Source organism: Flavonifractor sp. An91, assembly GCF_002159225.1.
In the GTDB taxonomy this organism is placed as follows: Bacteria; Bacillota; Clostridia; order Oscillospirales; family Oscillospiraceae; genus Flavonifractor; species Flavonifractor avicola.
This window is the reverse complement of record NZ_NFHA01000006.1, coordinates 21,972-47,591: the sequence shown is the minus strand read 5'-3', so window position 1 is coordinate 47,591 and position 25,620 is coordinate 21,972. Positions and strand designations below refer to the sequence as shown.

Below are 25,620 nucleotides of genomic sequence, written 5' to 3'. Positions count from 1 at the left end.
TCAGCCTCCCATCGTATGCTCCACCAGAATTTTAATGCCGATGCCCACCAGTACCAGACCGCCCACCAGTTCAGCCCGCCGCTGGAACAGAGCCCCCAGCCTGCGGCCCGCCAGGCCGCCCACCACAGACAGCACAAAGGCCACCACACCGATGACCACAGCGGAGAGGAGCACCGGCACATTCATAAAGGCCATGGACACGCCCACGGCCAGAGCGTCGATGCTGGTGGCGATGGCCAGCAGGCACAGCCGCCGGGCGGACAGGTCGGAGGGGGCTTCCTCCTCCTCGCCGGCGCCGCGGCGCAGAGCGCCCCACACCATCCGGCCGCCGATGATGGCCAGAAGGGCGAAGGCCACCCAGTGGTCTACCGCCTCGATGTACTGACTGACGCTGGTGCCCAGCAGCCAGCCGATCAGCGGCATGGCAAACTGGAAGCCGCCGAACCAGACCCCCATTTTCACAGCCTGCCGGCCGCCGAAGCCGGGGATGGAGATGCCGCTGGACACCGAAACGGCAAAGGCGTCCAGGGCCAGACTGACGGCGATGAGGAAAATTTCGACCAAAACAATCACCTGCAAAAAAGTTAGGTTTCCTTCAAATAGTATAGCATAGCCTTTGAAATTATGCTATAACAAATATAAGGACACATGACCACAAAAGCCGTGTGAGAGAAGGAGGAGAGCGGATGGAGCATCGGGATTACATGGCCCGCGCCCTGGAGCTGGGCCGTCAGGCCATGGAGGAGGGCGAGGTGCCGGTAGGCTGCGTCATCGTGAAGGACGGCGTGGTGGTGGGGGAGGGCCGCAACCGGCGGGAGACCGCCCGCACCGCGCTGGGCCACGCCGAGATCGAGGCCATCCACCAGGCCTGCCGCACCCTGGGGGGCTGGCGGCTGACGGGCTGCACCCTGTACGTCACCCTGGAGCCCTGTCCCATGTGCGCCGGGGCCATCGTCAACGCCCGCATCCCCGCCCTGTACTACGGGGCCAAGGACGACAAGGCCGGGTGCTGCGGGTCGGTGCTCAATCTGTTTGAGGAGCGGTTCAACCACCATCCCCGCATCTACGGCGGCCTGATGGAGGCGGAATGTACCGCATTACTCCAGAGCTTTTTCCAGAATTTGAGGTAAAGAAGACGGCTTTTTTGTACATTTAATCAAATTGTAACAAACAGAGCTACTTTTTTTAACAACCCACTGTTAGGATATCACTTGCAAGAGACAAAGCTTCTTTTCATTCTATCCTCCAATCATAAGAAACGGGCAGCGAGCGCAACGCTGCCCGTTTCGCTTTTCTTCACAGGATCTTTACAGAATGGATGGCAGATTTAACGGAATTGTAACACCTGGGGATTTTTTCGTTAACATCTCTCCGGTATCATAATCCTTGCAAGAGACAGTTTCTTTTCATTTCATTGTATCCTCTTTCCTTCGGCAGGGGCCGGGCGCCAGGAGCGGGCGTCCGGCCTCTGCCGTTTTTACAAAAAACCGCGGCAGACGGGGGTTCCGTCTGCCGCGGCACAGGTTCAGGTCTTCTCAAAAACCAGGCTCTGGTCGTTCTGCTCCAGGGTCAGGACCCCGTCGGAAAAGGTGACGGGCAGTTCCTCGCTGTCGGTGGCAAAGGTAATGGCGCCGTCCTTCTGGCTCCAGGTGCCCGAGATGGTCTCCTGCCGGTTCAGCTCCGGCATGGCGGAGTCCATAACAAAGGTGCCGTCGGCCTTCACCTCCAGCTGGATAGAGATCTGGGTGCCCATGGTCTCGCTCAGCGCGTCGGCGTCCAGATCCAGCCCGGCGGCGGAGATGTGCTGCAGGCGGTAAATGCCCACCACGTCGGCACTGGTGTCGGTGGGAGCGGGCTGGGAGGAGCTGCCGCAGGCAGTCAGCCCCACGGTCAGAAACAGCGCTGCCAACAGGGGCAAAAGGAGTCGGGTTCGGATCAGCTTCATGAGGTCCTTCCTTTCTGGCTGGTATGGCAGGGGGGACGGTATTTTCTTAATAGGGATCCATTATAGCACGAAGGGTCGAAAGGGCGCAAGGTCATAGACTGGAAGAAAAACCGGACTGCCCCAGATGGGGCAGTCCGGTTTACAGGCGTTTTCAATAAGTAAGAGACAAGACTTACTGCTTCTCGAAGGTAAGGGACTGGCCGTCCTGCTCCATCACCAGGGTCTTGCCGCTGATAGTGGCGTTCACGTCCTCGCCGTCGGAGGTGAGGGTGACGGTGCTGCCGCTGGAGGTCCAGGTGCCGGAGACGCTGCCGGTGCCCAGAGCGCTCATGTCCAGGGTGAAGTTGCCGTCGGCCTTCAGCTCCAGGGTAACGGTCATATCCACGCCGGCCAGAGCAGCCAGGTCGTCGATGTTCATCTCAACGCCGGCGGCGTTCATCTTGGTCATCTTATAGGAGCCGGCAGCACCGCTGCCGCCGCCGCCACAGGCAGCCAGGCTGACGATCATGGCCAGAGCCAGGAGCAGAGTCAATGCGCGCTTCTTCATAACATTCTTCCTTTCTTTTTCAGCCGCGATGCGGCGGGTCGAAACAAATGGAGCGCATTTATTTCGCAATGTAGATTATAGCATATCAGGGGAATGGTGGCAACCTGAAATATCCCTTAAAAAATAAGCTGTTTTGGGAAAAAATTTAAGCAGGGGCGGCCCTTATGGGCCGCCCCTGCTGCTTATACGCTCAGATCCTCCGGTTTATCCACATCGGACAGCTCCTTTGGGGAAAAAGCCTCCACCAGCACCAGCCGCTCCGGGTGGCGCTTCACCACCGCGCCGCCGCCGGTGTCCCCGGTGAGGGCGGCCAGCTCCCCCAGCAGATCGGCGGGGAAGAGGACGGGGTTGCCCCGTTTTCCACCCCAGGACAGGGCACAGATGGCGTCTTTTGATTCCTCAAAGGTATCTTTCAATCGAATAATACTTTTTGTGGTCAGAAAAGGCTGGTCGCACACCGAGAAGAGCACCCCATCCATGTCCCCCATCCGGGAGACCCCCAGGCGGATGGAGGCGGAGATCCCTTCTGCACCATTGGGGTTGTACAGGGGGAGAAAGCCCAGCTCCTCCCCGGCCTCCAGCACCTCCTGGTAGGGGGAGCACACCGCCAGCCGGTCCAGCCCCGCCCCTGCCAGGGTGGTCATGGCGCGGCGGTAGAGGGGCACGCCCTCTACCAACCTCAACAGCTTATTGGAGCCGAACCGCCGGCCCAGACCGGAGGCCAGCAGCACGGCGCCCACCCGTTTCACCGCCAGAACTGGGAGGGACCGCGGGACACATAGTGCCCCAGACCCTCCTGGACCACCTTGCCGTCCTGTACCGCCACCTGGCCGTCCAGCAGCACCGTGTCGGTGCGGCCCGCCATTTCCATGCCCTCGTAGGGGGTGTAGTCCACCCGCTGGTACTGGGCCTCGGCGGTAATACGCCAGGTATAATTGGGATCAAAGATTACGATATCGGCGTCGCTGCCCACCGCCAGAGCGCCCTTCCGGGGGAACATACCGAAGAGCTGGGCGGGGTGCTGGGCCAGGGCCAGCATCATCTGATGGGAGGTGATGCGGCCGGTTTTCACGCCGAGGGTGTACATAATGGGGGGGCGGTGCTCGGTGCCGGGAATGCCGCCGGGGATGGCGGAGAAGTCATCCTTGCCCAGCATCTTGGTGGGGTTGAAGTTGAAGGAGCAGTGGTCGGTGCCGATGGTGTCGATCTCACCGTTCTCCAGGGCCTCCCACAGGGCGTCCACGTCGGACTGGGGCCGGGCGGGGGGAGCGCACACATACTTGGCGCTCTCGAAGCCGGGCAGGTGGTACTTGTCCTCGGTGAGGGTGAAGTACTGGGGGCAGGACTCCAGATAGACCTTCTGGCCCCGCTTGCGGGCGGCGCGGGCGGCCTCCAGGCCCCGCCGGGTGGACAGGTGGACCACATTGACGGGGTAGCCCGCCTGCTCGGCCAGAGCCAGCCAGCGGTCCACCGCCTCCGCCTCCATGACGGCGGTGTGGGACAGGGGATGGCTGGCGGGGGAGAGCTTGCCGGCGGCCTTCAGCTCGGCGATGGCCCGGTCGATGAGGTCGCCGTTCTCACAGTGGCAGCCCACCACGCCGCCCTCCTTGCCCACGGCCTTGATGACCTCGTAGGCCACACCGTCGGAGATGCGGATGTTGGCGTAGGCCAGGTACACCTTGTAGGAGGTGACGCCCTGGGCGGTCATCTGGGGGATTTCAGCGATGATGCGTTTGTCCCAGTCCTTGATGGTCATATGGAAGCCGTAGTGGCAGCTGGCGTGGCCGTCGGCCCGGGCGTGCCACTCGTCCAGGGCGGACTGAAGGGAGGCCCCCCGCTCCGGCTCGGCAAAGTCCAGCACGCAGGTGGTGCCGCCGGCCAGAGCGGCCCGGGTGCCGCTCTCCCAGTTGTCGGCGGTCTCCCGGATGGTGCCCTTGTTCATCTCGAAGTGGGTGTGGGTGTCGATAAAGCCGGGGAACACCAGCTTGCCGGTGGCGTCAATGACCTGGCTGTCGCCCACCGGCAGGGCGGGGCCGATCTCAACGATCTTGCCTCCATCCACCCGCAAGCCGGCCTGCACCGGACCTTCCGGGCAGATCAGGGTGCCGTTTTGGATGAGGATAGACATGGAACAGACCTCCTTTTACAGCTGCATGATGAGGATGGGGACAATGATCTTTATTGCGCCCACGATGAGGGTCATAAAGGTGAGCAGGGCCAGGGCGCTGGAGCGTTTGCCGAAGGCGTCCTGCCAGCGGTCCAGCATCCGGGTGAAGTTGGTCATCCGGCGCTGGGGGCCCAGCAGGTCGGCCATGCCCCGGAACAGGGTGTAGGCCAGATAGCCCAGCCACACGGCGATGAGCACGAAGGTGAGGGTGCCGTCATGGCGCCAGAACAGCAGAAGATAGAGGGAGAGGATAAAGCTGGCCAGGGTCAGGATAAAGTGGGCCCAGACCCCCATTTTGGCGGCGCGTTCATTCATGGTGATAGATTTCCTTTCTTTGGTTGGTTTCAGGGACGGATGCCCGCCCGGTCAAAGGCGGAGAGCAGCGCGTCCATATCCGGGGATACCAGCAGGGGTTCCCCGGCGGCTTTGATGCCGTTTTGCACGTCTTTCAGACCGTTGCCGGTGACAATACTCACCACGGTACTGTCGGGAGAGATGAGGCCCAGCTCCAGAGCCTTCTTTACCCCGGCGGTGCCGGTGACCCCGGCGGGCTCCCCAAATACCCCCTGGGTGCGGCCCAGCAGGCGCATGGCGGCGAGAATCTCCTCATCGGACACATTGACGGCCACGCCGTGGGAGGCCCGGATGGCGCCCAGGGCCTTGTCCGGGTTGCGGGGCACCCCAACGGCGATGGAGTCGGCCAGGGTGTTTTCCTCCGTAGGGGACCAGGGCTGTCCGGTCTGGATGGCCCGGTTCAGGGGACAGCAGCCCTCCGCCTGGACGGCGATGAGCTTGGGCAGCTTGTCGATGAGGCCCACCTCATAGAGGTCCACAAGGCCCTTCCAGGCTCCGGCGATGGTGCAGCCGTCCCCCACGGAAAGGGCGATATAGTCGGGCGCCTGCCAGTTCAGCTGCTCCATAATCTCCAGGGTCACCGTCTTTTTGCCCTCGGACAGGTAGGGGTTGATGGCGGCGTTGCGGTTGTACCAGCCCCACTTGTCGATGGCGGCCCTGGACAGCTCGAAGGTGTCCTCATAGGAGCCGTCCACGCTGATGACGGTGGAGCCGAAAATCCGCAGCTGGGCCACCTTGCCCTTGGGGGCCCGGCTAGGCACGAAGATGTAGGTATGCAGACCCGCCGCGGCGGCGTTGCCCGCCAGGGAGGAGGCGGCGTTGCCGGTGGAGGAGCAGGCGATGGTGTCCGCCCCCGCCTCCTTGGCCTTGACCACCGCCAGGGCGGAGGCCCGGTCCTTCAGAGAGGAAGTGGGGTTCTGGCCGTCGTCCTTGATGTACAGCTTTTTCAGCCCCAGTTCCGCCCCCAGACGGTCCGCCTCGTAGAGGGGGGACCAGCCCACCCGCAGGGGCGGGGGAGCGGACTCCTCCTCGATGGGCAGCAGGGGCCGGTACCGCCACATGGACCGGTCCGGGTTTTGGGCCAGCTTTTCCCGGGAAAAATCCCGGCGGAGGGCGGCGTAGTCGTACTGAATGTCCAGGATGCCCCCGCAGGAGCAGGTGGTGAGGTCGGGGACGGCGGCATATTCCCTGCCGCATTTGACGCACTTGGCGCCCAGAACGTATTTCATGGAGGAACCTCCTTTTACAGGCCCTTCAGCACCCCGGTCTCCTCATTGAAGGCCCGGATCAGCTCATCCAGGGCGTCGGCCTGGCTGTGGACGTCGGCCCACTCGGTGCCGTACCACAGGGCGTCCAGTTCGTCGGTGGTCTTGCCCTGCTGCTCCACCCAGGTGTAGTACTTCAGGTTGTGGACCCGCTTGCGGTCGTAGTAGCCCAGCTCCGCCATACAGTCGGTCTTCAGGCCCATCAGGTGGAGGGCAAAGTCATAGGCGGCTGCCTTGGCGTCATACTCACCCAGCTGTTCGGTCAGCTCCGCCAGACGGGAGCGGTACATATCCGCCGAGTCGGTGAGGACGGTGCATACCACGTCGTGCCCGGTGAGCTCGTAGTACTTGGCCAGCTTGATGCAGCACAGCACATTGGCAATGCCCGAGATGCCCATGAGGGACAGCTGCTCCACCAGCTGGGGGTCCACCCCGGCGCCGATGAGCTGGGCCTTGCCCGCCGGCTCGTTGAACAGCCGCAGCAGAGCCATAGCGTCGGCGTCGTCCACATCCACCACCATGTCGGTGTTCTTCACGTCGTGGATCCAGGGCACGTGCTTGTCGCCGATGCCCTCCACCCGGTGATCGCCGAAGCCGTTGTTCAGAATGGTGGGGCACTGGACGGCCTCGCCCACCGCCAGCTTCATGGCGGGGTAGACCTCCTTCAGGTAGTCGCCGCAGCCGATGGTGCCGGCGGAGCCGGAGGTGAAGCAGGCCCCCGCCAGCCGGTCACCGGGGCGCTTGGCGTCCTCAAAGGCCTCGGCCACCGCCGCGCCGGTGACCTTGTAGTGCCACAGATGGTTGCCCATCTCGGCAAACTGGTTGAAGATCATGCAGGAGGGGTCCCGGCTGAGCTCGTTGGTCTTGTCGAAGATCTCCTTCACGTTGGACTCGCAGCCGGGGGTCTTGATGACGTCGGCGTCGATGGAGGCCAGCCAGTCAAACCGCTCCTGGCTCATGCCGGCGGGGAGAATGGCCACCCCGTGGACCCCCAGCAGCTTGGAGTTGAAGGCGCCGCCCCGGCAGTAGTTGCCGGTGGAGGGCCACACCGCCTTCTGGGAGGAGGCGTCAAACTGGCCGGTGACCAGCCGGGGAGCCAGACAGCCGAAGGAGGCGCCCACCTTGTGGCAGCCGGTGGGGAACCACTTGCCCGGCAGGCACAGGATGCGGGCGGGCACGCCGGTGAGGGCGGGGGGCAGCTCGATGTAGTTGGGGGCGGAGCGGTACAGACCGCCGGTGGGCACCGGCTCGTTCTTCCAGGTGATGCGGAACAGGTTGGCCGGGTCCACATCCCACAGGCCCACATGGGTCAGCCGGTCCCGGATGGGCTGAGGTACCGTCTCCGGATGGATCATATTTTCAAACGTAGGAATCACCACGCCGTTTTCCCGGGCAATACGGATGTTATGCTCCAGGCCCTGGCGATGGATGGTCAGGTCGATCATACACAAGCCTCCTTACCGAGATACTTACCAACATGATAGCACATGACGCTGAGAAATCAAGGAAAAGTATCCCACAACACTGGGAAAAAGACCGTCGGATTTGTGGAGAGGCAACAAAGGGGCGCGCCGTCGCTGTGGACGGCGCGCCCCGGATGGGACTTCGGGAAAGACTCAGTTGTTGGACAGTGCATTGACCTCCGCCTGGGAGAGGAAGGCGTGGGGATAGTCCTTGAGTACCTCCATGGTGTGGACGGCGCTCTTTTGCAGGGTGATGGTGACAGTGTAGGTGGTGGCTGCGGAGGAGGGAGCGGTGCCGCCGGAGACGCCGGTCTGGTCCAGCCGGAAGGTGAGCTCCAGGTCGGCGTAGCAGCAGTTGTCCATCCGGTCCTGGTCCTCCAGCAGATAGCGGCGGCCCAGATTGCCCTGGGCCAGGTCGGTCTGCACCGCCTCCAGCAGGGGCTCCAGCAGGTCGGAGGGCAGGTACTCAAAGCCGTAGCTGTCGTCCTCCGGGTTGTACAGGTTCACCAGGGCGGCGTCCACCAGCCGGGCGGTCTCCCCAATGGAGCCGAAATAGATTTCGCTGACTGCCTGAGGCTGGTTGATGAGCCGGGACAGCTGGGCGGCGGGGGAGGAGGCATCCTCCAGATCCTCCTGCCGGATGGGCAGATCGTACTGCCGCTCCAGAACGGTGCCGTCGGTCAGCTCATACCACAGGCGGACGGAGGTGGTGGTCTCCACCTGCAGGTCCAGTCCGTTGGACTGGGTGATCCAGGACTCGGTGCTGATTCCGCTGGCCTGCACCGCCTCCAGTTCGTCCTTGCGGCCGGTGATGGAGGAGTGGAGGCTGGTGACCTCCTCAATGGTCTGGGGATCGGAGGTGGAGAAGTCCAGGTAGGCGCCGCTGTCATAGGGGGCGCTGCTGATGCCGCTGATCTCCACCGTCTTGACCTGAGCGGCGTCGGGCACCCGGCGCTCAAAGCCCAGCAGGTCCAGCTCCAGGGTGGCCATGACGGCCACCAGGCACACCAGAAAGACCACGCAGCCCTTCCAGCTGGTTTTGAATACCCACAGCCGCTTGCACAGCAACATTTCCGCAATGAAGCAGCCGGCAGCCCCCCACAGCAGCATCCAGCCCAGCAGGGTCCAGGCCCCCTGGGGCAGCAGGGGGTAGAAGATGGAGTAGAAGAAGGCGCCCAAAGTGATGGCACAGCACAGGGCCATGCCGTAGCGGAACACCGGGCGCACCCAGCCTACGGTGATCACATCCCCAGCCCGCTCCAGCTGGCGGCGGCAGTAGACAGCCAGGGCGATACCCGCCAGCACCAGGCCGATGAGGGCGTAGAGGACCACCAGACCCAGGCCGAAGTAGCGGGGGTTGCTGCCGGTGTAGTCCAGGCCGGTGGCTCGAAGCAGCTTGAGGGCAGGGGTAAGCCACAAGGCCCACTTCTCGGCCCACACGGCGCCGTTGAACCCGAAGAGAAATTCCCGGGCAATGCTCTCCAACAGATAGGTAATGACTGAGGCCAGGAAGTTGAGGATCAGGTAGAAGGCGGGCAGGGCCAGAATGTGGCCGGTAAACATGGCGCAGAACACGGCGAAGGAGTAGAAGAACAGGCACAAAAGGCAGGTGACCACCAGCCAGGTGAACAGGGAGCTGAACACCACCGTGCCGTTGAGGGCCTCCGCCGCCAGGGCCAGCAGAAAGACAGCGAAGTTGGGCACCCACAGAAAGGCCAGGCCGGACAGGTAGTTGGTGAGGAACAGGCCCTCCCGCCGCATGGGCAGAGCGTGGAGCATCCCCACCGAGCGGGCGGAATAGAGGTAGGAAAACACCGCCATGGCGCACAGGATGCCAAAGAGGAAGGCCAGCACCAGGGCCATGTTCCGGCTGCCGTCCAGCAGGACCAGGGGGAATTCCCAGGCGTTCCCCTTGTCCCACACGTCCCGGCGCAGCAGTACCCCCGCCGGCAGCAGTACCACCCAAATCAGGGCGTACAGCCCCCAGATGGGCCAGAACCGGGCCAGATTTTTGCGGAAGAGGGTCATATTAAAGTACGATGTCCCGGACCCCATAGTCCTCACCTCCCAACTCATAAATAAAGATTTCCTCCAGGGTGAGGGGCAGCGCCTCCATCAGAATGGGGGCGTACACCGCCAGCCGGTTGGTGACGTCGGTGGCATTGCCCCGGATGATGAGGGTATGGATGCGGCCCACCTGGGACACATGGAGCACCTCCAGGTCCTCCGGCAGCTGGGGCATCTCCCGCTCCTGGAACACGATCTGCATTTTCACCACGTTCTCCTGCAGATCGGACAGGGAGCGCTCAATGAGTACCTTGCCGTGGGACAGGATGCCCACATGGTCGCACACATCCTCCAGCTCCCGCAGGTTGTGGGAGGACACCAGCACGGTGGTGCCGTGCTCCGCCACGTCCCCCATCAGCAGGGACCACACCTGGCGGCGCATCACCGGGTCCAGACCGTCCACCGGTTCGTCCAGCACCAGCACCTCCGGCCGGCAGCACAGAGCCAGCCAAAAGGCGCTCTGCTTCTGCATTCCCTTGGACAGGCGGCGGATGGGCTGGTTTTCGTCCACGTTGGTGAACACATCCTTCAGGGCCTGGTACCGGGCCGTGTCAAACCGGGGATAAAAGCCCTTGTAAAAGCGCATCATGTCCCGGGTGGAGGCGGACAGAAAGTAGTACAGCTCGTCGGGAATGTCGGCGATGCGGGCCTTGGCGGCGGGGTTTTCGTAGATGGGGTTGCCGTCCAGCAGCACCGAGCCGGAGTCCTGCCGGTACACCCCGGTGACGTGGCGCAGCAGGGTGGACTTGCCCGCGCCGTTGGGGCCCACCAGACCGTAGATGGAGCCCTGGGGCACCGTCATGGTCAGACCGTCCAGGGCCTTAAAGCCGTCGAAGGTCTTGACCACATTCTTGGCTTCGATCATGGTTTCCTCTCCTCTCTGGCCGCCTGGCGGGCGGCGGCCTCGTCCAAACGGCGGGCCAGTTCCCCCGCCGTCATACCCAAAAACAGCAGCTCTGCGGCGGAGGAATCAAAGTCCTTCAGCAGCCGCTCCCGACGGTCGGCGTTTACGTCCGCCTGGGGGGCGGCAAAGGAACCCTTGCCCGCCACGGTGTACAGATAGCCCTCCCGCTCCAGGGACTCGTAGGCCCGCTGGATGGTGTTGGGGTTGATGGCCAGCGACGTGGCCAGCGCCCGCACCGAGGGAAGCTTATCCCCGGCCTGGAGGGCCCCCGTCACAACCAGGTGCCGCAGTCCATCCTTTACCTGTTCATAGATGGGCCGGGCGTCCCGGTAATTCAGCTGGATCATCCTGGCATCTCCTTTCCGGAAGTGTATGACACATCTTAGTACAGTCAGTATACACGGGGGACGGTGGAAAATCCTTAAAAAAGTGTGACGTTTTTCTTCCGGTTTTGGTGCGGACCGGGCATAAAAAAACGTCCCGCGGTTGTCCGCGGGACGTTTCATAACGGCAAAAGCCGATCAGCACATGGGCTTCAGGTCGGGGGAGACGATCAGGGTGGCCTCGGTGGCGGCCTGGATCTGCTCCACGGTGAACTCGGGGTTGTACTCCACCAGCTCCAGACCCTTGTCGGTCACGTTGATCACAGCCATCTCGGTGATGATCTTGGTGATGCAGTGCACGGCGGTGTAGGGCAGACGGCACTTCTTCAGGATCTTGGGGTTGCCCTTGGCGGTGTGCTCCATGGCGACGATGACGTTCTTGGCGCCCACCAGCAGGTCCATGGCGCCGCCCATGCCGGGCACCTTCTTGCCGGGGATGATCCAGTTGGACAGGGAGCCCTCCTCGTCAACCTCCAGGCCGCCCAGGATGGTAGCGTCCACATGGCCGCCGCGGATCAGGCCGAAGGAGGAGCAGGAGTCGATAAAGGCGCCGCCGGGGGCCACAGCGGCGGGAGCGCCGCCGGCGTCGGTGACGTACAGGGGGTCACGGTTGTTGTCATTGACAGTGCCGGTACCCACGATGCCGTTCTCGGACTGGAGGGTAACCTTCACGCCCTCGGGCAGGTAGTTGGGAACCAGGGTGGGCAGGCCGATACCCAGGTTGACCACGTCGCCGTCCTTCAGCTCCTTGGCGACACGCTTGGCGATAAAGCCCTTGATCTCAGACTTTTCCATTACGCTTTCCCTCCATCCACAACGTAGTCCACGAACACGCCGTAGGTGTGTACGTTCTCAGGCTCGATCTCACCGATCTCCACCACATGGTCGGCCTCGGCGATGACCAGATCGGCGGCGGTGGCCATGGGCAGGTTGAAGTTGCGGGTGGTGCCCTTGTACCACACGTTGCCGGCCTTGTCGATCTTGTTGCCGCAGATGATGGCCACGTCGGCGTGGACGGTCTTCATCAGCAGGTAGTCGCGGCCCTCGATGGTCTGCTTACCCAGGCAGAAATCCTTGTTGTCCTCCACGATGGTGCCCACGCCGGTGGGGGTGAGCACGCCGCCCAGACCGGCGCCGTTGGCGCGGATCATCTCGGCCAGGGAGCCCTGGGGAATCAGGTCCACCTTCAGGGTGCCCTCGTTCATCTGCTGGGCCACCTCGGGGTTCAGGCCCACATGGGTGGCGATGAGGTGCTTGACCTGCTTATTGTGGATCAGCTTGGCGATGCCGTAGTAGTCCTCGCCCAGAGGGCCGCCAGGCATGGAGCCGTCGTTGGAGATGAGGGTAAAGTTGCCCTTGCCGGACTTGGACAGGGCGTCGATGATCTTGTGGGCGTTGCCGCAGCCCATGAAGCCGCCCACCATGATGGTGGCGCCGTCAGGGATGAGGGCCACAGCCTCTTCCACAGTGACAAACTTGGCCATTGGAGTGTCCTCCTTAAATCACATTATTTTCAAGCCGGAGGGCCGGTAGACGGCCCTCCGGTTTGAAGTTACGGATGGATCAGCACTTCTCAAAGATGGTGGCGACACCCATGCCGCCGCCGATGCACAGGGTGGCCAGGCCCTTCTTGGCCTCGGGCCGCTTCTGCATCTCGTGGAGCAGGGTGACAATGATACGGGCGCCGGAAGCACCAACGGGGTGACCGATGGAGATAGCGCCGCCGTTGACGTTGACCTTCTCCATGTCGAAGCCCAGCTCACGGGCCACGGCGATGGACTGAGCGGCAAAGGCCTCGTTGGCCTCCACCAGGTCAATGTCGTTGATGGTCACGCCGGCCTTGGCCATGGCGTTGCGGGAAGCGGGCACGGGGCCCACGCCCATGATCTTGGGATCCACGCCGCCCTGGCCCCAGCCGATCAGCTTGGCCATGGGCTTCAGGCCGTACTTCTCCACAGCCTCGCCGGAAGCCAGCACGATGGCGGCAGCGCCGTCGTTGATGCCGGAGGCGTTGGCGGCGGTGACGCGCTGGACGTGCTTCTTGGCGTCAGCCTCGTGGACCTGGGTGACCTCAAAGGTGTGAACGATCTCGTCCTCCACGCCCTCGGGACCGGCGGGGAAGGCGCCGCGCAGCTTGGAGACGGACTCCATGGTCACGCCGGCCTTGGGGAACTCGTCCACCTTGAACTCCACCATTTCCTTCTTCTTCTTCACCATGACGGGCACGATCTCGTCCGCGAACTTGCCGGCAGTCTGGGCGGCCTCGGTCTTGTTCTGGGAGGACACGGCGAAGGCGTCCATCTCCTCGCGGGTGATGCCCCACACGTCGGCGATGTTCTCAGCGGTGGTGCCCATGTGATAGTTGTTGTAAGCGTCCCACAGGCCGTCCTTGATCATGGTGTCCACGACCTTCTTGTCGCCCATGCGGGCGCCCCAGCGCTCAGCAGGCAGAGCGTAGGGAGCAGCGGACATATTCTCAGTGCCGCCGGCCACGATGACGTCGGCGTCGCCGGACAGGATGGCGCGGGCGCCCTCAATGACGGACTTCATACCGGAGCCGCACACCATACCCACGGTGTAAGCGGGCACGGAGTAGGGCAGACCGGCCTTAACGCCCACCTGACGGGCGGGGTTCTGGCCCTGGGCGGCGGTGAGGATGCAGCCGAACATCAGCTCATCCACCTGCTCGGGCTTCAGGCCGGAGCGGTTCAGGGCCTCCTTGACCACCACAGCGCCCAGATCGGTGGCGGGGGTGTCCTTCAGGCTGCCCCCGAAGGAGCCGACAGCGGTACGGCAGCAATTGACTACGTAGACTTCTTTCATTGTGAATGACCTCCAGATTATTTCGATTTCTCCCCTAATAAACCCTTCGTTTCATTATACATCCGACATTAGTAAAAATCAACTGTGGAAAGTGTGGAAGCGGGGTGTGTCAAAGGGTATCCAGTTTGTACCAGAAGCGCAGGGGCAGGATAGGGTTGCGGGCCAGGTTGCAGGGGGATATAATAAGGAAGAACAAGAGCGGAGAAGGAGGCGTGGTATCGTGCGGGAAGAACACTGGGCGGCCTATCTGGACTGCGTGGGGGAGCTGCTGGTGTCCCAGCCGGTGCAGGCCATGAAGGAGATCCGGCACCATCCGGGGGTGTCCTGCTTTGAGCACAGCCTGTTTGTGTCCTATGTGGCTTTCCGCCTGGCCCGGCGGTGGGGGCGGGACGGACGGGCGGCGGCCCGGGCGGGGCTGCTCCACGATCTGTATCTCTACGATCCCAAGAGCCTGCCCTCCTATAAACAGTGCTTTGCCCATCCCCTGGCGGCGGAGCGAAACGCCCGGGCCCTGTGCGGGGAACTGAGCCGGGAGGAGGAAAACGGCATCCTGGCCCATATGTGGCCCATGGCCCGCAGCGCCCCCCGCAGCCGGACGGCGGCGGCGGTGTGTGTGGCCGACAAGCTGTGCGCCACGGCGGAGGTGCTGGGCATCTAGCGGCGGACCGCCCTGTACCGGACGGCCTGCCTGCCCCGGCCTGCCTTCGGTGGAAACGCGGTAAAGAAACGGTAAAGACCGCCCTTTCCTTGTGCAAGGGGCCCAAGTTGGAAAAAAAGACGGGTTTTTTTCAAAATCCCGGTGCATTTTTCCGGCCGCTTTGTTATAATAATGTCTACTGAATAAACCGAAAATCGGTTTATTCCCGCGGCTGTAGCCGCGCAATTCCATAAAATGGCTCAAGGGAGCCGATTTTATGGAATTCAGCCATTGTTATAATGCGTATTTCCATTGGTGCGTTGAGACGCACCAATGGAAGGTGCAAGGTTTTTTGGATAACTTCGTCCAAAAACCTTGCACCAGAACAAAGCTACTTGGCCTTGAAAGCTTTGGCTTTCAAGCCTTCCAGCTTTGTTCATTGCGCATTATAATGACCCTAGAATACGCCCTGCGGCAGCCTGCCCGCCGGGCGGACAGGCAAATCCATTGTTTTTTGAGGTGATCTCAGGTATGAGCGCGACTGGAGCGGTAGTGTTCCTGCCCCGGGAGGGGACCGGCGTGTGCCCCATGCTGGAGGACCTGCTCTTTGATCCGGCGGCCCTGTGGCTGGCGGAGGCGCTGGAGAGCGCCGGCGTGCAACAGTTTTTCGTGGTGTGCCACAGTGACGACCGGGAAAAGGCGGAGGGCTGCTTCCCGGTGGGAACGGAATTCGTCACCGGCGGCACCGAGGACGCCCTGGACCAGCTGATGGCTTTCCTGGGCAAGCTGGAGGGGAAGGTGCTCATCCTGACCCGGCCGGTGCTTCTCTCCTGGCAGAGTGCCCGGCAGCTGGTGGATGACGGCAGCACCGGTCCTCTGGATAATAAAGATACCGGCGTGTGCCGCATTGACGCGGCCCTGTTGGCCCAGGCTTTGGCCGACGGCAGCGGCCTGGACGAGGCCCTGAAGGAAAACGCCGACAAGCTGGGGGGCCGGAGCATCTGGTATCAGAGCGCCGCCCTCATCAAGAGCAGCCCCGAGGGCCGGGTGGAGGCCGAGCTCACCGCCCGCAACTACGGCGCCTACCGCCTGCTGGAAAGCGGCGTGCGTATTATGGACCCCAATACCTGTTATGCCGGACCCCGGGTCCGGGTGGGTAAGGGCACGGTGATCCTGCCCGGCACCATCCTGCGGGGGGACACGGTGATCGGAACCGGCTGTGAGCTGGGCCCCAACACCATGATCCGGGACTGCGCCCTGGCCGACCATGTGGTGGTCAATGCCTCCCAGCTCAACGAGAGCACCGTGGACGCCGGGGCCAGCATCGGACCCTTCGCCTACATCCGCCCCAACTGCCATGTGGGGGCCAACGTGAAGGTGGGCGACTTTGTGACGCTGAAGAATGCCTCTGTGGGAGAGGATACCAAGATCTCCCACCTGACCTATGTGGGAGATGCCGACGTGGGCTGCCGGGTGGACCTGGGCTGCGGTACCGTCACCGTCAACTATGACGGGGTGGGCAAGTACCGCACCGCCATCGGGGACGACGCCTTCATCGGCTGCAATACCAATCTGGTGGCTCCCGTCCGGGTGGGGGACGGCGCCTACACCGCCGCCGGCTCCACCATTACCGACGACGTGCCCGACGACTCCCTGGCCATCGCCCGGCCCCGCCAGACGGTGAAGAAGCAGTGGGCCGCCCGCCAGACCCGTAAAAAGTGAACCCGTCCCGCTGATGGGACAGAAAATAAAAAAATAAGTTCGATCTGCACGAAAAGACAGAGAACACTAATTTTGTGAGAGGATGTTTACACAATGATCGCACACGGTAAGGACATCAAGATCTTTTCCGGCACTTCCAACCGCCCCCTGGCCGAGGCCATCTGCAAGGAGATGGGCATGGAGCTGGGCAACGCCGAGGTAGGAGCCTTCTCCGACGGCGAGAACTACGTCTCCATCTATGAGACCGTCCGCGGCTCCGACGTGTTCGTGGTCCAGTCCACCAGCCACCCGGTCAATGACAACCTGATGGAACTGCTCATTATGATCGATGCCCTGAAGCGGGCCTCCGCCGGCCGGATCACCGCCGTGATCCCCTACTTCGGCTACGCCCGCCAGGACCGCAAGACCAAGCCCCGCGATCCCATCTCCGCCAAGCTGGTGGCCAACCTGATCACCCGGGCCGGCGCCGACCGGGTGCTCACCATGGACCTGCACGCCAACCAGATCCAGGGCTTCTTCGACATCCCCGTGGACAATCTGCTGGGCAACCCCATCTTCACCAACTACCTCCACGACCGCTTTGCCGGCAAGGAGGATGAGATGATCGTGGTCTCTCCCGACGTGGGCTCTGTGGCCCGGGCCCGGGCCTTCGCCCAGAAGCTGGGCATGGGTCTGGCCATCGTGGACAAGCGCCGCCAGAAGGCCAACTCCTCCGAGGTCATGAACATCATCGGCGACGTGCGGGGCAAGAAGGTCCTCCTCTTTGACGACATGGTGGACACCGCCGGCTCCCTGTGCGGCGCGGCCCAGGCTCTGGTGGAGCTGGGCGGCGCGGTGGACGTCATCGCCTGCGCCAGCCACGGCGTGCTCTCCGGCCCCGCCGTGGAGCGCATCGAGAAGAGCGTCATCAAGGAGCTCTACTTCCTGGACACCGTCCCCCCCAAGCAGGGCGTCACCTGTGACAAGATCAAGTACCTCTCCGTGGCCCATATGTTTGCCGAGGCCATCGAGCGCATCTACGAGGAAGTTTCCGTCTCCAAGCTCTTTGTGTAATGACCGTCCAGGGGGGACGTTGTCTGCCATAAAAGGTGGCTTGCGCCTGATTGGTATCGAACCTGCCCCCGGCAGATTCGACCCTAGATACGAAACCACCGCGCCGCTATGCGGCACAATGGTTTCGATACCCCCCTCACCCGCGCACAGCGCGGGTGGTCGTGGCCGCCGCGGCCACGAGTATAGGTGTCCTGCGCAGGCTCATGTCCTGCTCCGGACGAAATCTGACCATACCATCAGGTAGGGCGGGGGCTTGCCCCCGCCTTTGCCTGTTTAAGGAGCCATTATGTTTTTCAACAAAAATCGATCCTCCGGCGTGGAGTGGCTGGTGGTGGGCCTGGGCAATCCCGGGGACAAGTACGAGAACACCCGGCACAACGTGGGCTTTCTCACCATCGACCACATCGCCGAGGAGCAGCGGGTGCCGGTGCAGAAGCTGAAGTATCGCGCCCTCACCAACACGGTGGAGCTGGGGGGCGCCAAGGTGCTGCTCATGAAGCCGGTGACCTATATGAACCTGTCCGGCGAGGCGGTGGGGGAGGCCGCCCGGTTCTACAAGATCCCCGCCGACCATGTGCTGGTCATCTCCGACGATGTGTCCCTGCCCGTGGGTAAGCTGCGCATCCGCAAGGGAGGGTCCGCCGGGGGCCACAACGGCCTCAAAAACATCATCCAGCACCTGGGCACCGACCAGTTCCCCCGGGTGAAGGTGGGGGTGGGAGAGAAGCCCCATCCCAATTACGACATGGCCGACTGGGTGCTCTCCAAATTCGTGGGGGAGGACCTGAAGACCATCACCGCCGCCATCGAGAAGGCGGGCAAGGCGGTGGAGTGCCTCATCGCGGAAGGGCCCGACAAGGCCATGAACAAGTTCAACGGCTGACAGGCTGTTGCCAAATCGTAACTTGCAATTCCCGACGGGGATGCTAGGATAGAAGGAGCGGGCGCGCCCGCTCCTTTTTCGCAGGGGGCGCGCCGGATTTGGGAGGTGGTCTCCATGGCGAGACGCAGGCTGTTTTGTCAGTGTGGTCCGGTGTGCTATCGGATTTCCCTGTGGAAAGAGGGGGCACGCAAGGCCCTGGCTGACCGGCGGGGTGGGGTACATTGGTCCACCTGGCGGTGTGAAGAGGAGCTGCCCGTGCTCCTCAAGGGGCACCGCTCCCCGGTGCTCCGGCGTCTGACCGGGGTGGATATGGACCTGCAGCGCAGCAAGCGGACCAATCTGGCCCTGGCCGCCGCCTGCATTGACGGAGTGGTGGTGGCGCCGGGGGAGAGCTTCTCCTTCTGGCGCCTGGTGGGCAAGCCCTCCGCCCGGAAGGGTTACCAGGACGGACTCACCATTGCCAGCGGCACCCTGGGCCGGTCGGTGGGAGGCGGGCTGTGCCAGCTGGCCAACCTGATCCACTACCTGGTGCTCCACAGCCCCCTGACCGTCACCGAGCTGCACCACCACTCGGACGCTCTCTTTCCCGACGACCGCCGCCGGGTGCCCTTCGGCACCGGCACCTCCATCTTTTACCCCCATGTGGATTACCGCTTCCGCAACGATACCGACCAGCCGGTCCAGCTGCGGGTGTGGCTGGAGGAGGACGACCTGTGCGGCGAACTGCGGGGGACGAACCCCTTCCCCCTGCGCTACCGGCTGCGGGAGGAGGGGAGCGGTTATGTCCGGGAGGGCGAGGAATACTACCGGGTGAGCCAGGTCTACCGCATTACCTGCGACCGGACCACCGGCGAGGAAGCGGGCCGGGAGCTGCTGCTGGACAACCACTCCAAGGTGCTCTTTGATCCTGCCCTCATCCCGGCGGATCAGATGCTACAGCGCTGAAAGGAGTGCGCTATGCTGCTGGAACGAATCGAGGCCCACAGCGCCGCCCTGGGAGACCGGCCTGCCCTGATGGCAGGGGAGGAGGTGGTCCGCTGGGGAGAACTGTGGCCTATGGCACAGGGCCTGGCTGCCCGACTGAGGGAGGAGGGGGCCGGCCCGGTGGCCCTCATCGGGGACCCGGGTCAGGTCTGGGTACCTGTGGCCTTTGTGGCCTGCCTGCTGGCGGGGCGGCCCTACCTGCCCCTGGACCCCCTGCTGCCCCCGGCGGGACAGCGGGAGCTGCTGGAGCAGGCGGGGGCGGTGCTGCTGGACCGGCGGAGGGCGGAAGATGGCTTTGCCTCCGGCCTGGCCTGCCCCATTCCGGACAACCCCGGCCGCATTGCCTACCAGATCTTTACCTCGGGCAGCACCGGCCGGCCCAAGTTGGTGGAGGTGAGCCTGAGCAATCTGGAGCACTTCCTCCGATGGGCTTCCGCCTTGCCGGAGATCGCCGCCGTCCTGGGCGGGACGGCGGTGGGTCAGGCGGCCTGGTCCTTTGATCTGTCGGTGGCCGACCTCTATCTGTCCCTGCTGGGGGGCGGCACCCATGTGGCCCTCACCCCGGCGGAAAAGGAGGATTTTACGGCCCTCTTCCGCCGGCTGGAGGCCAGCGATGTGTCCCTGCTGGTGGCCACCCCCTCCTTTTTGCGTCTCTGCCTGACGGAACCCTCCTTCGGCCCCGACCGGCTGCCCCGTCTGCGGACGGTCTTTTCCTGCGGAGAGGTATTGCCCCCCGCCGCCGCCCGGCGGCTGCTGGACCGGTTTCCCGGCGTGGCGCTGCTCAACGCCTACGGTCCCACCGAGGCCACCTGCGCCGTGTGCGCCGTGCCTATTTCCCGGGAGATGTGCACCGGGCCTCTGCCCATCGGCACAATTGGGGAGGGGGCTGTGGATATCTCCCTGGAGGAAGGGGAGATTATCCTCACCGGAGCCAGTGTTTCCCCACGGTTTGGTGGCAAATATTCCACAGGGGACCTGGGTTATGTGGAAAACGGCCTGCTCTACTGGGCGGGGCGGCGGGATTTACAGCTGAAGTACAAGGGGTACCGGCTGGAGCCTACCCGCATCGAGGGGGTGCTGGAGGCCCTGCCCCAGGTAGAGCGGGCGGCGGTGCTCCCCCGGCGGGATCGGGCGGGACAGGTAAAGGGCCTGACCGCCTTTGTGGAGGGGGCCGGGCTGGAGCCGGAGAAGCTGGCCCAGGCTTTAGGGGATTTGCTGCCCCCCTATCAGATCCCCGGTCAGTGGCGGGTGCTGGACCGGCTGCCCCTGACCCCCAACGGAAAATGCGACCGGAAACGGTTGGAGGAGATGCTATGATGATAGGTGACGATGTGATCCGGGACCTGCTGGTGCAGGTCTGCGGCACCCAGGACGCCCTCCGCCCCGGAGCCGACCTGCTGGAGGAGGGCATCCTGGACTCCTTGGCCATGATCGACCTGCTGGAGGGGCTGGAAGATGTGGGCATCCAGATCCAGCCCACCCGGGTGCCCAGGGATGCCTTCCGCACGGTGGAGGGCATTCTGGCCCTCTGCCGGCAGGCAGAGGGGGAGGCCCCCTGAGACGGACCCCTGCACCGGGGTAAGGTGCGCTTATGACTTCCAAATTTTTCTATATCTTCGAGGTGTACCATGAAACAACTGCTGTCCGCGCTGAAGGATATCCCGGAATATTGTGCCCTGACGGCGGCCATTGACAACGGGGCCTGCCCGGTGGCCTTTTCCGGCCTGTCGGCGGTCCACCGGGCCCACTTTGCCGCCGGGCTCCACCAGGAGCTGGAGCGGCCGGTGGTGGTGGTGTGCGCCGACGAGGGGGAGGCCCAGCGGATGGAGAAGGACCTGGCCGCCCTCTCCGGGGAGAAGGTGGCCACCCTGTCCGCCCGGGAGTTCACCTTCCACAACGCGGCGGTGGTGTCCCGGCAGTATGAGCACCGGCGTCTGTCCGTCCTCCGGGCCCTGGCGGCGGGGGAGTGCCCCCTGCTGGTGTGTACGGTGGAGTCCCTCCTCCAGCGCACCATCCCCAAGACCCTCCTCACCCAGGCGGCCCAGGTGGTGCGGATGGGGGAGGCCCATGACCTGAACGAGCTCACCGAGACCCTCACCGCCGCCGGGTACGCCCGGTGCCAGCAGGTGGAGGGCGTGGGCCAGTTCGCCCTGCGAGGGGGCATTCTGGACTTCTTCTCTCCCGCCCATCAAAAGCCGGTGCGTGTGGAGTTCTTCGGGGACGAAGTGGACGCCATGGGCTTCTTCGACCCGGATACCCAGCGGCGCATCCAGAACATCAGCGAGGCGGAGATCTTGCCCGCTGCCGAGGTGCTGCCCCAGTTCACCCCCGGCGGCTGGGCGGGGCTGCTGGAGGGCCTGGACAAGCTGATCGCCCGTACCCGCAAGCGCAAGGGGGCGGAAAAGCTGGTCCAGACCCTGGAGGAGGACAGGGAGCGGCTGGACGCCGGTACCTCCTTCCCGGCCATGGACCGGTATGTAAGCCTCATCTATCCCCAGATGGCCACGGCGGCGGACTACCTGCCGGAGGACGCGGTGGTGATTTTCAGCGAGAGCGGCCGGGTGGCCGAGCGGGGGAAGAACTACCTGTGGCAGCTGGGGGAGGACGCCAAGTCCCTGATGGAGCGGGGCGAGCTGGCGGGGGATCTGGCCGACTTCGCCCGTACCCCCGAAGAGCTGTGGCAGGTGTTGGAGGAGTGGCCGGTGTGCTACCTGGACGCCTTCGCCGCCTCTACCTATCCCCGGCGGCCCCGGACGGTGATCAACCTGCTGGCCAAGCAGCTGCCCTCCTACGGCGCCAGTCTGGAGACCGCCGTCTCCGACCTGGCCCATTATGTGTCCGAGGGCTTCCGTACCGTGGTGCTGGTGAGCAGCCAGCAGCGGGCCCTCAACCTCCAGGCCCTGCTGCGGGAGCAGAAGATGACCACCGCCGTGGACTTCGAGCTCCACGATCTGCCCGGCTACGGCAAGGCGGTCATCGCCGTGGGAGGCGTTACCGCCGGCATGGAGTACCCGGTGGGACGGCTGGCGGTGCTCACCGAGGGCCAGTCCGCCCTGGGCAAGCGCCGCCGGAGCAAGCCCGCCACCAACCGGCAGAAGCTGAAGTCCTATGCCGACCTGTCCCCCGGGGACCTGGTGGTCCACGAGCACCACGGCGTGGGCCGGTTTGTGGAGATGACCAAGAAAGTGGTGGACGGCATTGAGAAGGACTATGTAAAGATCGCCTATGCCGGCACCGATATTCTGTACGTCCCCGCCACCCAGCTGGACCTGGTAAGCAAGTATATCGGCGGCGGCGAGGACGCCAACGAGAAGCGCAAGCTGTCCAAGCTGGGGGGCGGCGACTGGGAGCGGGCCAAGTCCAAGGCCAAGAAGGCGGTGAAGGACCTGGCCAAGGGACTGATCCAGCTGTACGCCCAGCGGCAGCGGCAGCCCGGCTTCGCCTTCTCCCCCGACTCGGAGTGGATGCACGAGTTTGAGGAGCAGTTTGAGTACGCCGAGACCGACGACCAGCTGCGGTGCATCGCCGAGATCAAGCGGGACATGGAGACTGCCCGGCCCATGGACCGGCTGCTGTGCGGTGACGTGGGCTACGGCAAGACCGAGGTGGCCTTCCGGGCCATCATGAAGTGCGTGCTGGATGGCAAACAGGCCGCCATTCTGGTGCCCACCACCGTGCTGGCCCGGCAGCACTACCTGTCGGCCAAGCAGCGCTTTGCCAAGTACCCGGTGGAGATCGACGTGGTGAGCCGGTTCCGTACCGCCGCCCAGATGAAGGAGACCCTGCGGCGGCTGGCGGCGGGGCAGATCGACCTCTTGATCGGCACCCACCGGCTCTTCCAGAAGGACGTGACCTTCAAGGACCTGGGGCTGCTGGTCATCGACGAGGAGCAGCGCTTCGGCGTCCAGCACAAGGAGCGGCTCAAGGAGCTGTCCAAGCAGGTAGACGTGCTTACCCTGTCGGCTACCCCCATTCCCCGCACGTTGAATATGGCCCTCTCCGGCATCCGGGATATGTCCACCCTGGAGGAGCCCCCCATGGACCGCCAGCCGGTGCAGACCTATGTGCTGGAGCACGACTGGGGTGTGCTGATGGACGCCGCCCGCCGGGAGCTGGAGCGCGGCGGCCAGGTGTACTACCTCCACAACCGGGTGGACACCATCACCCGCACCGCCGCCCGCATCAAGGAGATGCTGGGGGAGGACGTGGAGGTGGCGGTGGCCCACGGCAAAATGAGCCAGGAAGAATTGAACGAGGTCATGACCCGCATGAGCGAGGGCGAGGTGGATGTGCTGGTGTGTACCACCATCATCGAGACCGGCATCGACATCGCCAACGCCAACACCCTCATCATTGAGGACGCGGACAAGATGGGTCTGGCCCAGCTCCACCAGATCAGAGGCCGTGTGGGCCGGTCCACCCGCCGGGCCTTTGCCTACCTGACCTACCGGCAGGGGAAGGTGCTCACCGAGGTGGCCTCCAAGCGGCTGGGCGCCATCCGGGAGTTTGCCGAGTTCGGCTCCGGCTTCAAGATCGCCATGCGTGACCTGGAGATCCGGGGCGCGGGCAACATCCTGGGCCCCGAGCAGTCCGGCTTCATGCTCAGCGTGGGCTATGATATGTACCTGCGGCTGCTGGAGGAGGCGGTGCTGGAGGAGCGGGGCGAGCCCATCCCCAAGCGCACCGAGTGCGCCGCCGACCTCAGTGTGGCGGCCTCCATCCCCGACCGGTACGTCCCCTCCCCGGAGGAGCGGATGGACCTGTACCGGCGGATCGCCGCCATCCGCACCGAGGCCGACGCCGACGACGTCACCGACGAGCTCATCGACCGCTACGGCGACCCGCCGAGGACGGTAAACAACCTGATCTCGGTGGCCCTGCTGCGGGCGGCCGCCGCCGAGAACGGGGTGGTGCAGATCCGCCAGCAGGGGGGCGGCCTGCAATTCTACCTGGACGGCTTTGACCTCCAGCGGGTGAGCGCCCTGTGCGCCATGGAGCACTACAAGGGACGGCTGCTCTTCTCCGCCGGAGAGAAGCCCTACCTGGCCCTGCGGCTCAAGAAGGGGGAGGACCCCCTGAAGTGGGGCCGGAAGGTGATGGAGGACTACGGCAAGACCGGGGCGCAAAGCCCGGCAGACCAACCATAAAACAGACAGAAGGGGCCCGGCGCATTGCGCAGGGCCCCTTCTGTATAGGGAAAGAAAGATGGGAATCGTGGATCAGAAGCCGACGATGTTCAGATACACGTCCACCGTGCCGGATACCACATAGGGATTGCCGTCGGCATCGTTGGCGTACCAGAAATTCTCCTCCATGGGGAAGTCCGGGTTGGAGGAACCGGCAGTGGCGTATACCGGGATGGAGATCTTCACCCAGCCGTCGGTGGCCTGGGTAAAGGTGCCGGTCAGGTACTTGTCGGCCCAGCGGTAGCCGTCCTCATTCTCCTGGACCTCATAGTCCAGAGACAGGCCGTACTCCGCCAGGGCGTCCAGGGCCTCCTGGGTGCCGATGGGGGAGGCACCGGGGATCTCCCGGTCGGCAGTCAGGTCGTCGGCGGTGTAGAAGATGCCGTCATAGAAGGAGTTGATGCCGGCCCGGTCCACGGTGTCGCCCACCTTGCCCCACAGGATGATGGGGGCTACCGCAAACTCACTGGGCTCCACAAACTGGAAGTGGAGGGTGCGGGTGACGGCCTCGCCGTTTCTGGGGGTGACGGTAAAGGTCACGTCGGCCTCCGCCACGCCCTGACACTCGCCCTCCAGGTGATCACCCACCAGGGTGATGCCGTCGGGCAGCTGGCCGGAGACCTGCTTAACGGTGAAGCTGCTGTTCTGCTGCTCCTCGGGCAGCCACCAGCGGAACTCATAGCCCACGCCGTTGTACCAGGTCTGCGGGTTGCCGTTTTCGTCGGTATAGGTCTCGGGGGCTACGCTGAGCACATAGTCCACCTGGTCGGGGTCATAGGGGGGCAGCACCGACTGGATGACGGCGGTCTGGGTGGAGGCGTCGTAGCTGACGGCCTTGCCAAAGGCCTCACTGATGGCACGGATGGGCACATAGGTGGTGCCGTTGTAGGCAAATACATCCACTTCCTTGCCGTTGACGTCGGTGGGCACAAAGGCCTCGCCGTCGATGGACAGCTTCATGCCGGGGTTGACGGCGATGTTGACCAGATTACCGGCGGCCAGGGCGGCGGTGCCGGTGCCCAGCACCAGGGTCAGAGCCAGGGCGGCCACGCGGGTCTTTTTCTTCATAGAGACACTTCCTTTCGTGAACTGCGGGTTTTGCAAGCTGAAACCAGCATACCACAGTACTGTAAGAAAGTGGTGTGCATAACAGCACACTCGTACACACCGGAAGGAAAACAGCAGGGCCCGGCGTGATACGCCGGGCCCTGCTGCATTGGGAAGGGAAGGAAGTTTG

General features: G+C 63.8%; 24 protein-coding genes. 9 read left to right on the top strand and 15 right to left on the bottom strand.

Going from position 1 to position 25,620, the window contains the following annotated elements:
• Nucleotides 1-573 carry a manganese efflux pump MntP gene (locus B5G42_RS05395; RefSeq protein ID WP_204247455.1) on the bottom strand — a complete coding sequence of 191 codons (573 nt, stop codon included), beginning with the start codon at nucleotides 571-573 and terminating at the stop codon, nucleotides 1-3.
• Between the two features lie 113 nt (nucleotides 574-686).
• On the opposite strand from B5G42_RS05395, the gene B5G42_RS05390 reads away from it, so the two are divergent.
• A complete protein-coding gene (locus tag B5G42_RS05390) occupies nucleotides 687-1,130 on the top strand; it encodes a nucleoside deaminase (RefSeq protein ID WP_087267535.1) in 444 nt (147 codons plus the stop codon).
• Between the two features lie 395 nt (nucleotides 1,131-1,525).
• Here the strand turns inward: B5G42_RS05390 and B5G42_RS05385 are convergent, their stop codons facing one another.
• The 13 genes from B5G42_RS05385 to B5G42_RS05325 all read right to left on the bottom strand — a co-directional run bounded on the left by B5G42_RS05385 (nucleotide 1,526) and on the right by B5G42_RS05325 (nucleotide 13,918).
• Nucleotides 1,526-1,945: a hypothetical protein gene (locus B5G42_RS05385; protein ID WP_087267532.1), complete on the bottom strand. Its 420-nt coding sequence runs from the start codon at nucleotides 1,943-1,945 to the stop codon at nucleotides 1,526-1,528.
• Nucleotides 1,946-2,117: 172 nt separating this feature from the next.
• A complete protein-coding gene (locus B5G42_RS05380) occupies nucleotides 2,118-2,492 on the bottom strand; it encodes a lipocalin family protein (RefSeq protein ID WP_087187303.1) in 375 nt (124 codons plus the stop codon).
• A 182-nt stretch (nucleotides 2,493-2,674) separates the two neighbouring features.
• Nucleotides 2,675-3,241, bottom strand: a complete 567-nt coding sequence (locus B5G42_RS05375) for a nucleotidyltransferase family protein (protein ID WP_242961140.1) — start codon at nucleotides 3,239-3,241, stop codon at nucleotides 2,675-2,677.
• The gene (hydA, locus tag B5G42_RS05370) at nucleotides 3,238-4,620 is read right to left on the bottom strand and encodes a dihydropyrimidinase (RefSeq protein ID WP_087267530.1); all 1,383 of its coding nucleotides are present in this window, start codon (nucleotides 4,618-4,620) and stop codon (nucleotides 3,238-3,240) included. Before hydA ends, B5G42_RS05375 begins: the two co-directional genes overlap by 4 nt.
• A gap of 15 nt (nucleotides 4,621-4,635) precedes the next feature.
• Nucleotides 4,636-4,974, bottom strand: coding sequence for a hypothetical protein (locus tag B5G42_RS05365; protein ID WP_087267527.1), 339 nt, complete (start codon nucleotides 4,972-4,974; stop codon nucleotides 4,636-4,638).
• A 29-nt stretch (nucleotides 4,975-5,003) separates the two neighbouring features.
• Complete coding sequence (locus B5G42_RS05360) at nucleotides 5,004-6,242, bottom strand: threonine synthase (RefSeq protein ID WP_087267524.1); 1,239 nt, start codon at nucleotides 6,240-6,242, stop codon at nucleotides 5,004-5,006.
• Between the two features lie 14 nt (nucleotides 6,243-6,256).
• Nucleotides 6,257-7,723, bottom strand: coding sequence for a pyridoxal-phosphate dependent enzyme (locus B5G42_RS05355; protein ID WP_087267521.1), 1,467 nt, complete (start codon nucleotides 7,721-7,723; stop codon nucleotides 6,257-6,259).
• Between the two features lie 171 nt (nucleotides 7,724-7,894).
• Nucleotides 7,895-9,796 carry a hypothetical protein gene (locus tag B5G42_RS05350; protein ID WP_140399811.1) on the bottom strand — a complete coding sequence of 634 codons (1,902 nt, stop codon included), beginning with the start codon at nucleotides 9,794-9,796 and terminating at the stop codon, nucleotides 7,895-7,897.
• Entirely contained in the window at nucleotides 9,771-10,673 is a 903-nt protein-coding gene (locus tag B5G42_RS05345) for an ABC transporter ATP-binding protein (protein ID WP_087187309.1), read from the bottom strand. Before B5G42_RS05345 ends, B5G42_RS05350 begins: the two co-directional genes overlap by 26 nt.
• Nucleotides 10,670-11,059 (bottom strand): GntR family transcriptional regulator, encoded by a 390-nt coding sequence (locus B5G42_RS05340; protein WP_087267516.1) that lies wholly within the window; start codon nucleotides 11,057-11,059, stop codon nucleotides 10,670-10,672. Before B5G42_RS05340 ends, B5G42_RS05345 begins: the two co-directional genes overlap by 4 nt.
• Before the next feature lie 174 nt (nucleotides 11,060-11,233).
• A complete protein-coding gene (locus B5G42_RS05335) occupies nucleotides 11,234-11,890 on the bottom strand; it encodes a 3-oxoacid CoA-transferase subunit B (protein ID WP_087267513.1) in 657 nt (218 codons plus the stop codon).
• The gene (locus B5G42_RS05330) at nucleotides 11,890-12,579 is read right to left on the bottom strand and encodes a CoA transferase subunit A (protein WP_087267509.1); all 690 of its coding nucleotides are present in this window, start codon (nucleotides 12,577-12,579) and stop codon (nucleotides 11,890-11,892) included. Before B5G42_RS05330 ends, B5G42_RS05335 begins: the two co-directional genes overlap by 1 nt.
• A 79-nt stretch (nucleotides 12,580-12,658) precedes the next feature.
• Complete coding sequence (locus B5G42_RS05325) at nucleotides 12,659-13,918, bottom strand: acetyl-CoA C-acetyltransferase (RefSeq protein ID WP_087267506.1); 1,260 nt, start codon at nucleotides 13,916-13,918, stop codon at nucleotides 12,659-12,661.
• A gap of 220 nt (nucleotides 13,919-14,138) precedes the next feature.
• Here B5G42_RS05325 and B5G42_RS05320 point away from each other — a divergent pair, with 220 nt between their 5' ends.
• From B5G42_RS05320 to mfd, 8 genes are all read left to right on the top strand, one after another.
• Nucleotides 14,139-14,576, top strand: coding sequence for an HD domain-containing protein (locus tag B5G42_RS05320; RefSeq protein WP_242961139.1), 438 nt, complete (start codon nucleotides 14,139-14,141; stop codon nucleotides 14,574-14,576).
• A 510-nt stretch (nucleotides 14,577-15,086) separates the two neighbouring features.
• The gene (locus tag B5G42_RS05315; protein ID WP_087267503.1) at nucleotides 15,087-16,277 is read left to right on the top strand and encodes a DapH/DapD/GlmU-related protein; all 1,191 of its coding nucleotides are present in this window, start codon (nucleotides 15,087-15,089) and stop codon (nucleotides 16,275-16,277) included.
• Between the two features lie 93 nt (nucleotides 16,278-16,370).
• The gene (locus B5G42_RS05310; protein ID WP_087267501.1) at nucleotides 16,371-17,330 is read left to right on the top strand and encodes a ribose-phosphate pyrophosphokinase; all 960 of its coding nucleotides are present in this window, start codon (nucleotides 16,371-16,373) and stop codon (nucleotides 17,328-17,330) included.
• Nucleotides 17,331-17,616: 286 nt separating this feature from the next.
• Nucleotides 17,617-18,213, top strand: a complete 597-nt coding sequence (gene pth, locus B5G42_RS05305) for an aminoacyl-tRNA hydrolase (protein WP_087267498.1) — start codon at nucleotides 17,617-17,619, stop codon at nucleotides 18,211-18,213.
• A gap of 114 nt (nucleotides 18,214-18,327) precedes the next feature.
• Nucleotides 18,328-19,158 (top strand): VanW family protein, encoded by an 831-nt coding sequence (locus tag B5G42_RS05300; protein WP_087267496.1) that lies wholly within the window; start codon nucleotides 18,328-18,330, stop codon nucleotides 19,156-19,158.
• Nucleotides 19,159-19,170: 12 nt separating this feature from the next.
• Nucleotides 19,171-20,514 (top strand): AMP-binding protein, encoded by a 1,344-nt coding sequence (locus B5G42_RS05295; RefSeq protein ID WP_087267493.1) that lies wholly within the window; start codon nucleotides 19,171-19,173, stop codon nucleotides 20,512-20,514.
• Entirely contained in the window at nucleotides 20,511-20,756 is a 246-nt protein-coding gene (locus tag B5G42_RS05290) for a phosphopantetheine-binding protein (RefSeq protein WP_242961138.1), read from the top strand. The genes B5G42_RS05295 and B5G42_RS05290 overlap by 4 nt, the downstream gene beginning before the upstream one ends.
• 69 nt (nucleotides 20,757-20,825) lie before the next feature.
• Complete coding sequence (gene mfd, locus B5G42_RS05285; RefSeq protein WP_087267488.1) at nucleotides 20,826-24,344, top strand: transcription-repair coupling factor; 3,519 nt, start codon at nucleotides 20,826-20,828, stop codon at nucleotides 24,342-24,344.
• Between the two features lie 72 nt (nucleotides 24,345-24,416).
• Here the strand turns inward: mfd and B5G42_RS05280 are convergent, their stop codons facing one another.
• Nucleotides 24,417-25,451 carry a stalk domain-containing protein gene (locus B5G42_RS05280; RefSeq protein WP_087267485.1) on the bottom strand — a complete coding sequence of 345 codons (1,035 nt, stop codon included), beginning with the start codon at nucleotides 25,449-25,451 and terminating at the stop codon, nucleotides 24,417-24,419.
• Nucleotides 25,452-25,620 lie beyond the last annotated feature (169 nt).

What these genes read in the sequence shown, in the direction of transcription:
- B5G42_RS05390 (WP_087267535.1), top strand. Translation starts at nt 687, where the DNA reads ATGGAGCATCGGGATTACATGGCCCGCGCCCTGGAGCTGGGCCGTCAG.
- B5G42_RS05385 (WP_087267532.1), bottom strand. Translation starts at nt 1,945, where the DNA reads ATGAAGCTGATCCGAACCCGACTCCTTTTGCCCCTGTTGGCAGCGCTG.
- B5G42_RS05380 (WP_087187303.1), bottom strand. Translation starts at nt 2,492, where the DNA reads ATGAAGAAGCGCGCATTGACTCTGCTCCTGGCTCTGGCCATGATCGTC.
- hydA (WP_087267530.1), bottom strand. Translation starts at nt 4,620, where the DNA reads ATGTCTATCCTCATCCAAAACGGCACCCTGATCTGCCCGGAAGGTCCG.
- B5G42_RS05365 (WP_087267527.1), bottom strand. Translation starts at nt 4,974, where the DNA reads ATGAATGAACGCGCCGCCAAAATGGGGGTCTGGGCCCACTTTATCCTG.
- B5G42_RS05360 (WP_087267524.1), bottom strand. Translation starts at nt 6,242, where the DNA reads ATGAAATACGTTCTGGGCGCCAAGTGCGTCAAATGCGGCAGGGAATAT.
- B5G42_RS05355 (WP_087267521.1), bottom strand. Translation starts at nt 7,723, where the DNA reads ATGATCGACCTGACCATCCATCGCCAGGGCCTGGAGCATAACATCCGT.
- B5G42_RS05350 (WP_140399811.1), bottom strand. Translation starts at nt 9,796, where the DNA reads ATGGGGTCCGGGACATCGTACTTTAATATGACCCTCTTCCGCAAAAAT.
- B5G42_RS05345 (WP_087187309.1), bottom strand. Translation starts at nt 10,673, where the DNA reads ATGATCGAAGCCAAGAATGTGGTCAAGACCTTCGACGGCTTTAAGGCC.
- B5G42_RS05340 (WP_087267516.1), bottom strand. Translation starts at nt 11,059, where the DNA reads ATGATCCAGCTGAATTACCGGGACGCCCGGCCCATCTATGAACAGGTA.
- B5G42_RS05335 (WP_087267513.1), bottom strand. Translation starts at nt 11,890, where the DNA reads ATGGAAAAGTCTGAGATCAAGGGCTTTATCGCCAAGCGTGTCGCCAAG.
- B5G42_RS05330 (WP_087267509.1), bottom strand. Translation starts at nt 12,579, where the DNA reads ATGGCCAAGTTTGTCACTGTGGAAGAGGCTGTGGCCCTCATCCCTGAC.
- B5G42_RS05325 (WP_087267506.1), bottom strand. Translation starts at nt 13,918, where the DNA reads ATGAAAGAAGTCTACGTAGTCAATTGCTGCCGTACCGCTGTCGGCTCC.
- B5G42_RS05315 (WP_087267503.1), top strand. Translation starts at nt 15,087, where the DNA reads ATGAGCGCGACTGGAGCGGTAGTGTTCCTGCCCCGGGAGGGGACCGGC.
- B5G42_RS05310 (WP_087267501.1), top strand. Translation starts at nt 16,371, where the DNA reads ATGATCGCACACGGTAAGGACATCAAGATCTTTTCCGGCACTTCCAAC.
- pth (WP_087267498.1), top strand. Translation starts at nt 17,617, where the DNA reads ATGTTTTTCAACAAAAATCGATCCTCCGGCGTGGAGTGGCTGGTGGTG.
- B5G42_RS05300 (WP_087267496.1), top strand. Translation starts at nt 18,328, where the DNA reads ATGGCGAGACGCAGGCTGTTTTGTCAGTGTGGTCCGGTGTGCTATCGG.
- B5G42_RS05295 (WP_087267493.1), top strand. Translation starts at nt 19,171, where the DNA reads ATGCTGCTGGAACGAATCGAGGCCCACAGCGCCGCCCTGGGAGACCGG.
- B5G42_RS05290 (WP_242961138.1), top strand. Translation starts at nt 20,511, where the DNA reads ATGATGATAGGTGACGATGTGATCCGGGACCTGCTGGTGCAGGTCTGC.
- mfd (WP_087267488.1), top strand. Translation starts at nt 20,826, where the DNA reads ATGAAACAACTGCTGTCCGCGCTGAAGGATATCCCGGAATATTGTGCC.
- B5G42_RS05280 (WP_087267485.1), bottom strand. Translation starts at nt 25,451, where the DNA reads ATGAAGAAAAAGACCCGCGTGGCCGCCCTGGCTCTGACCCTGGTGCTG.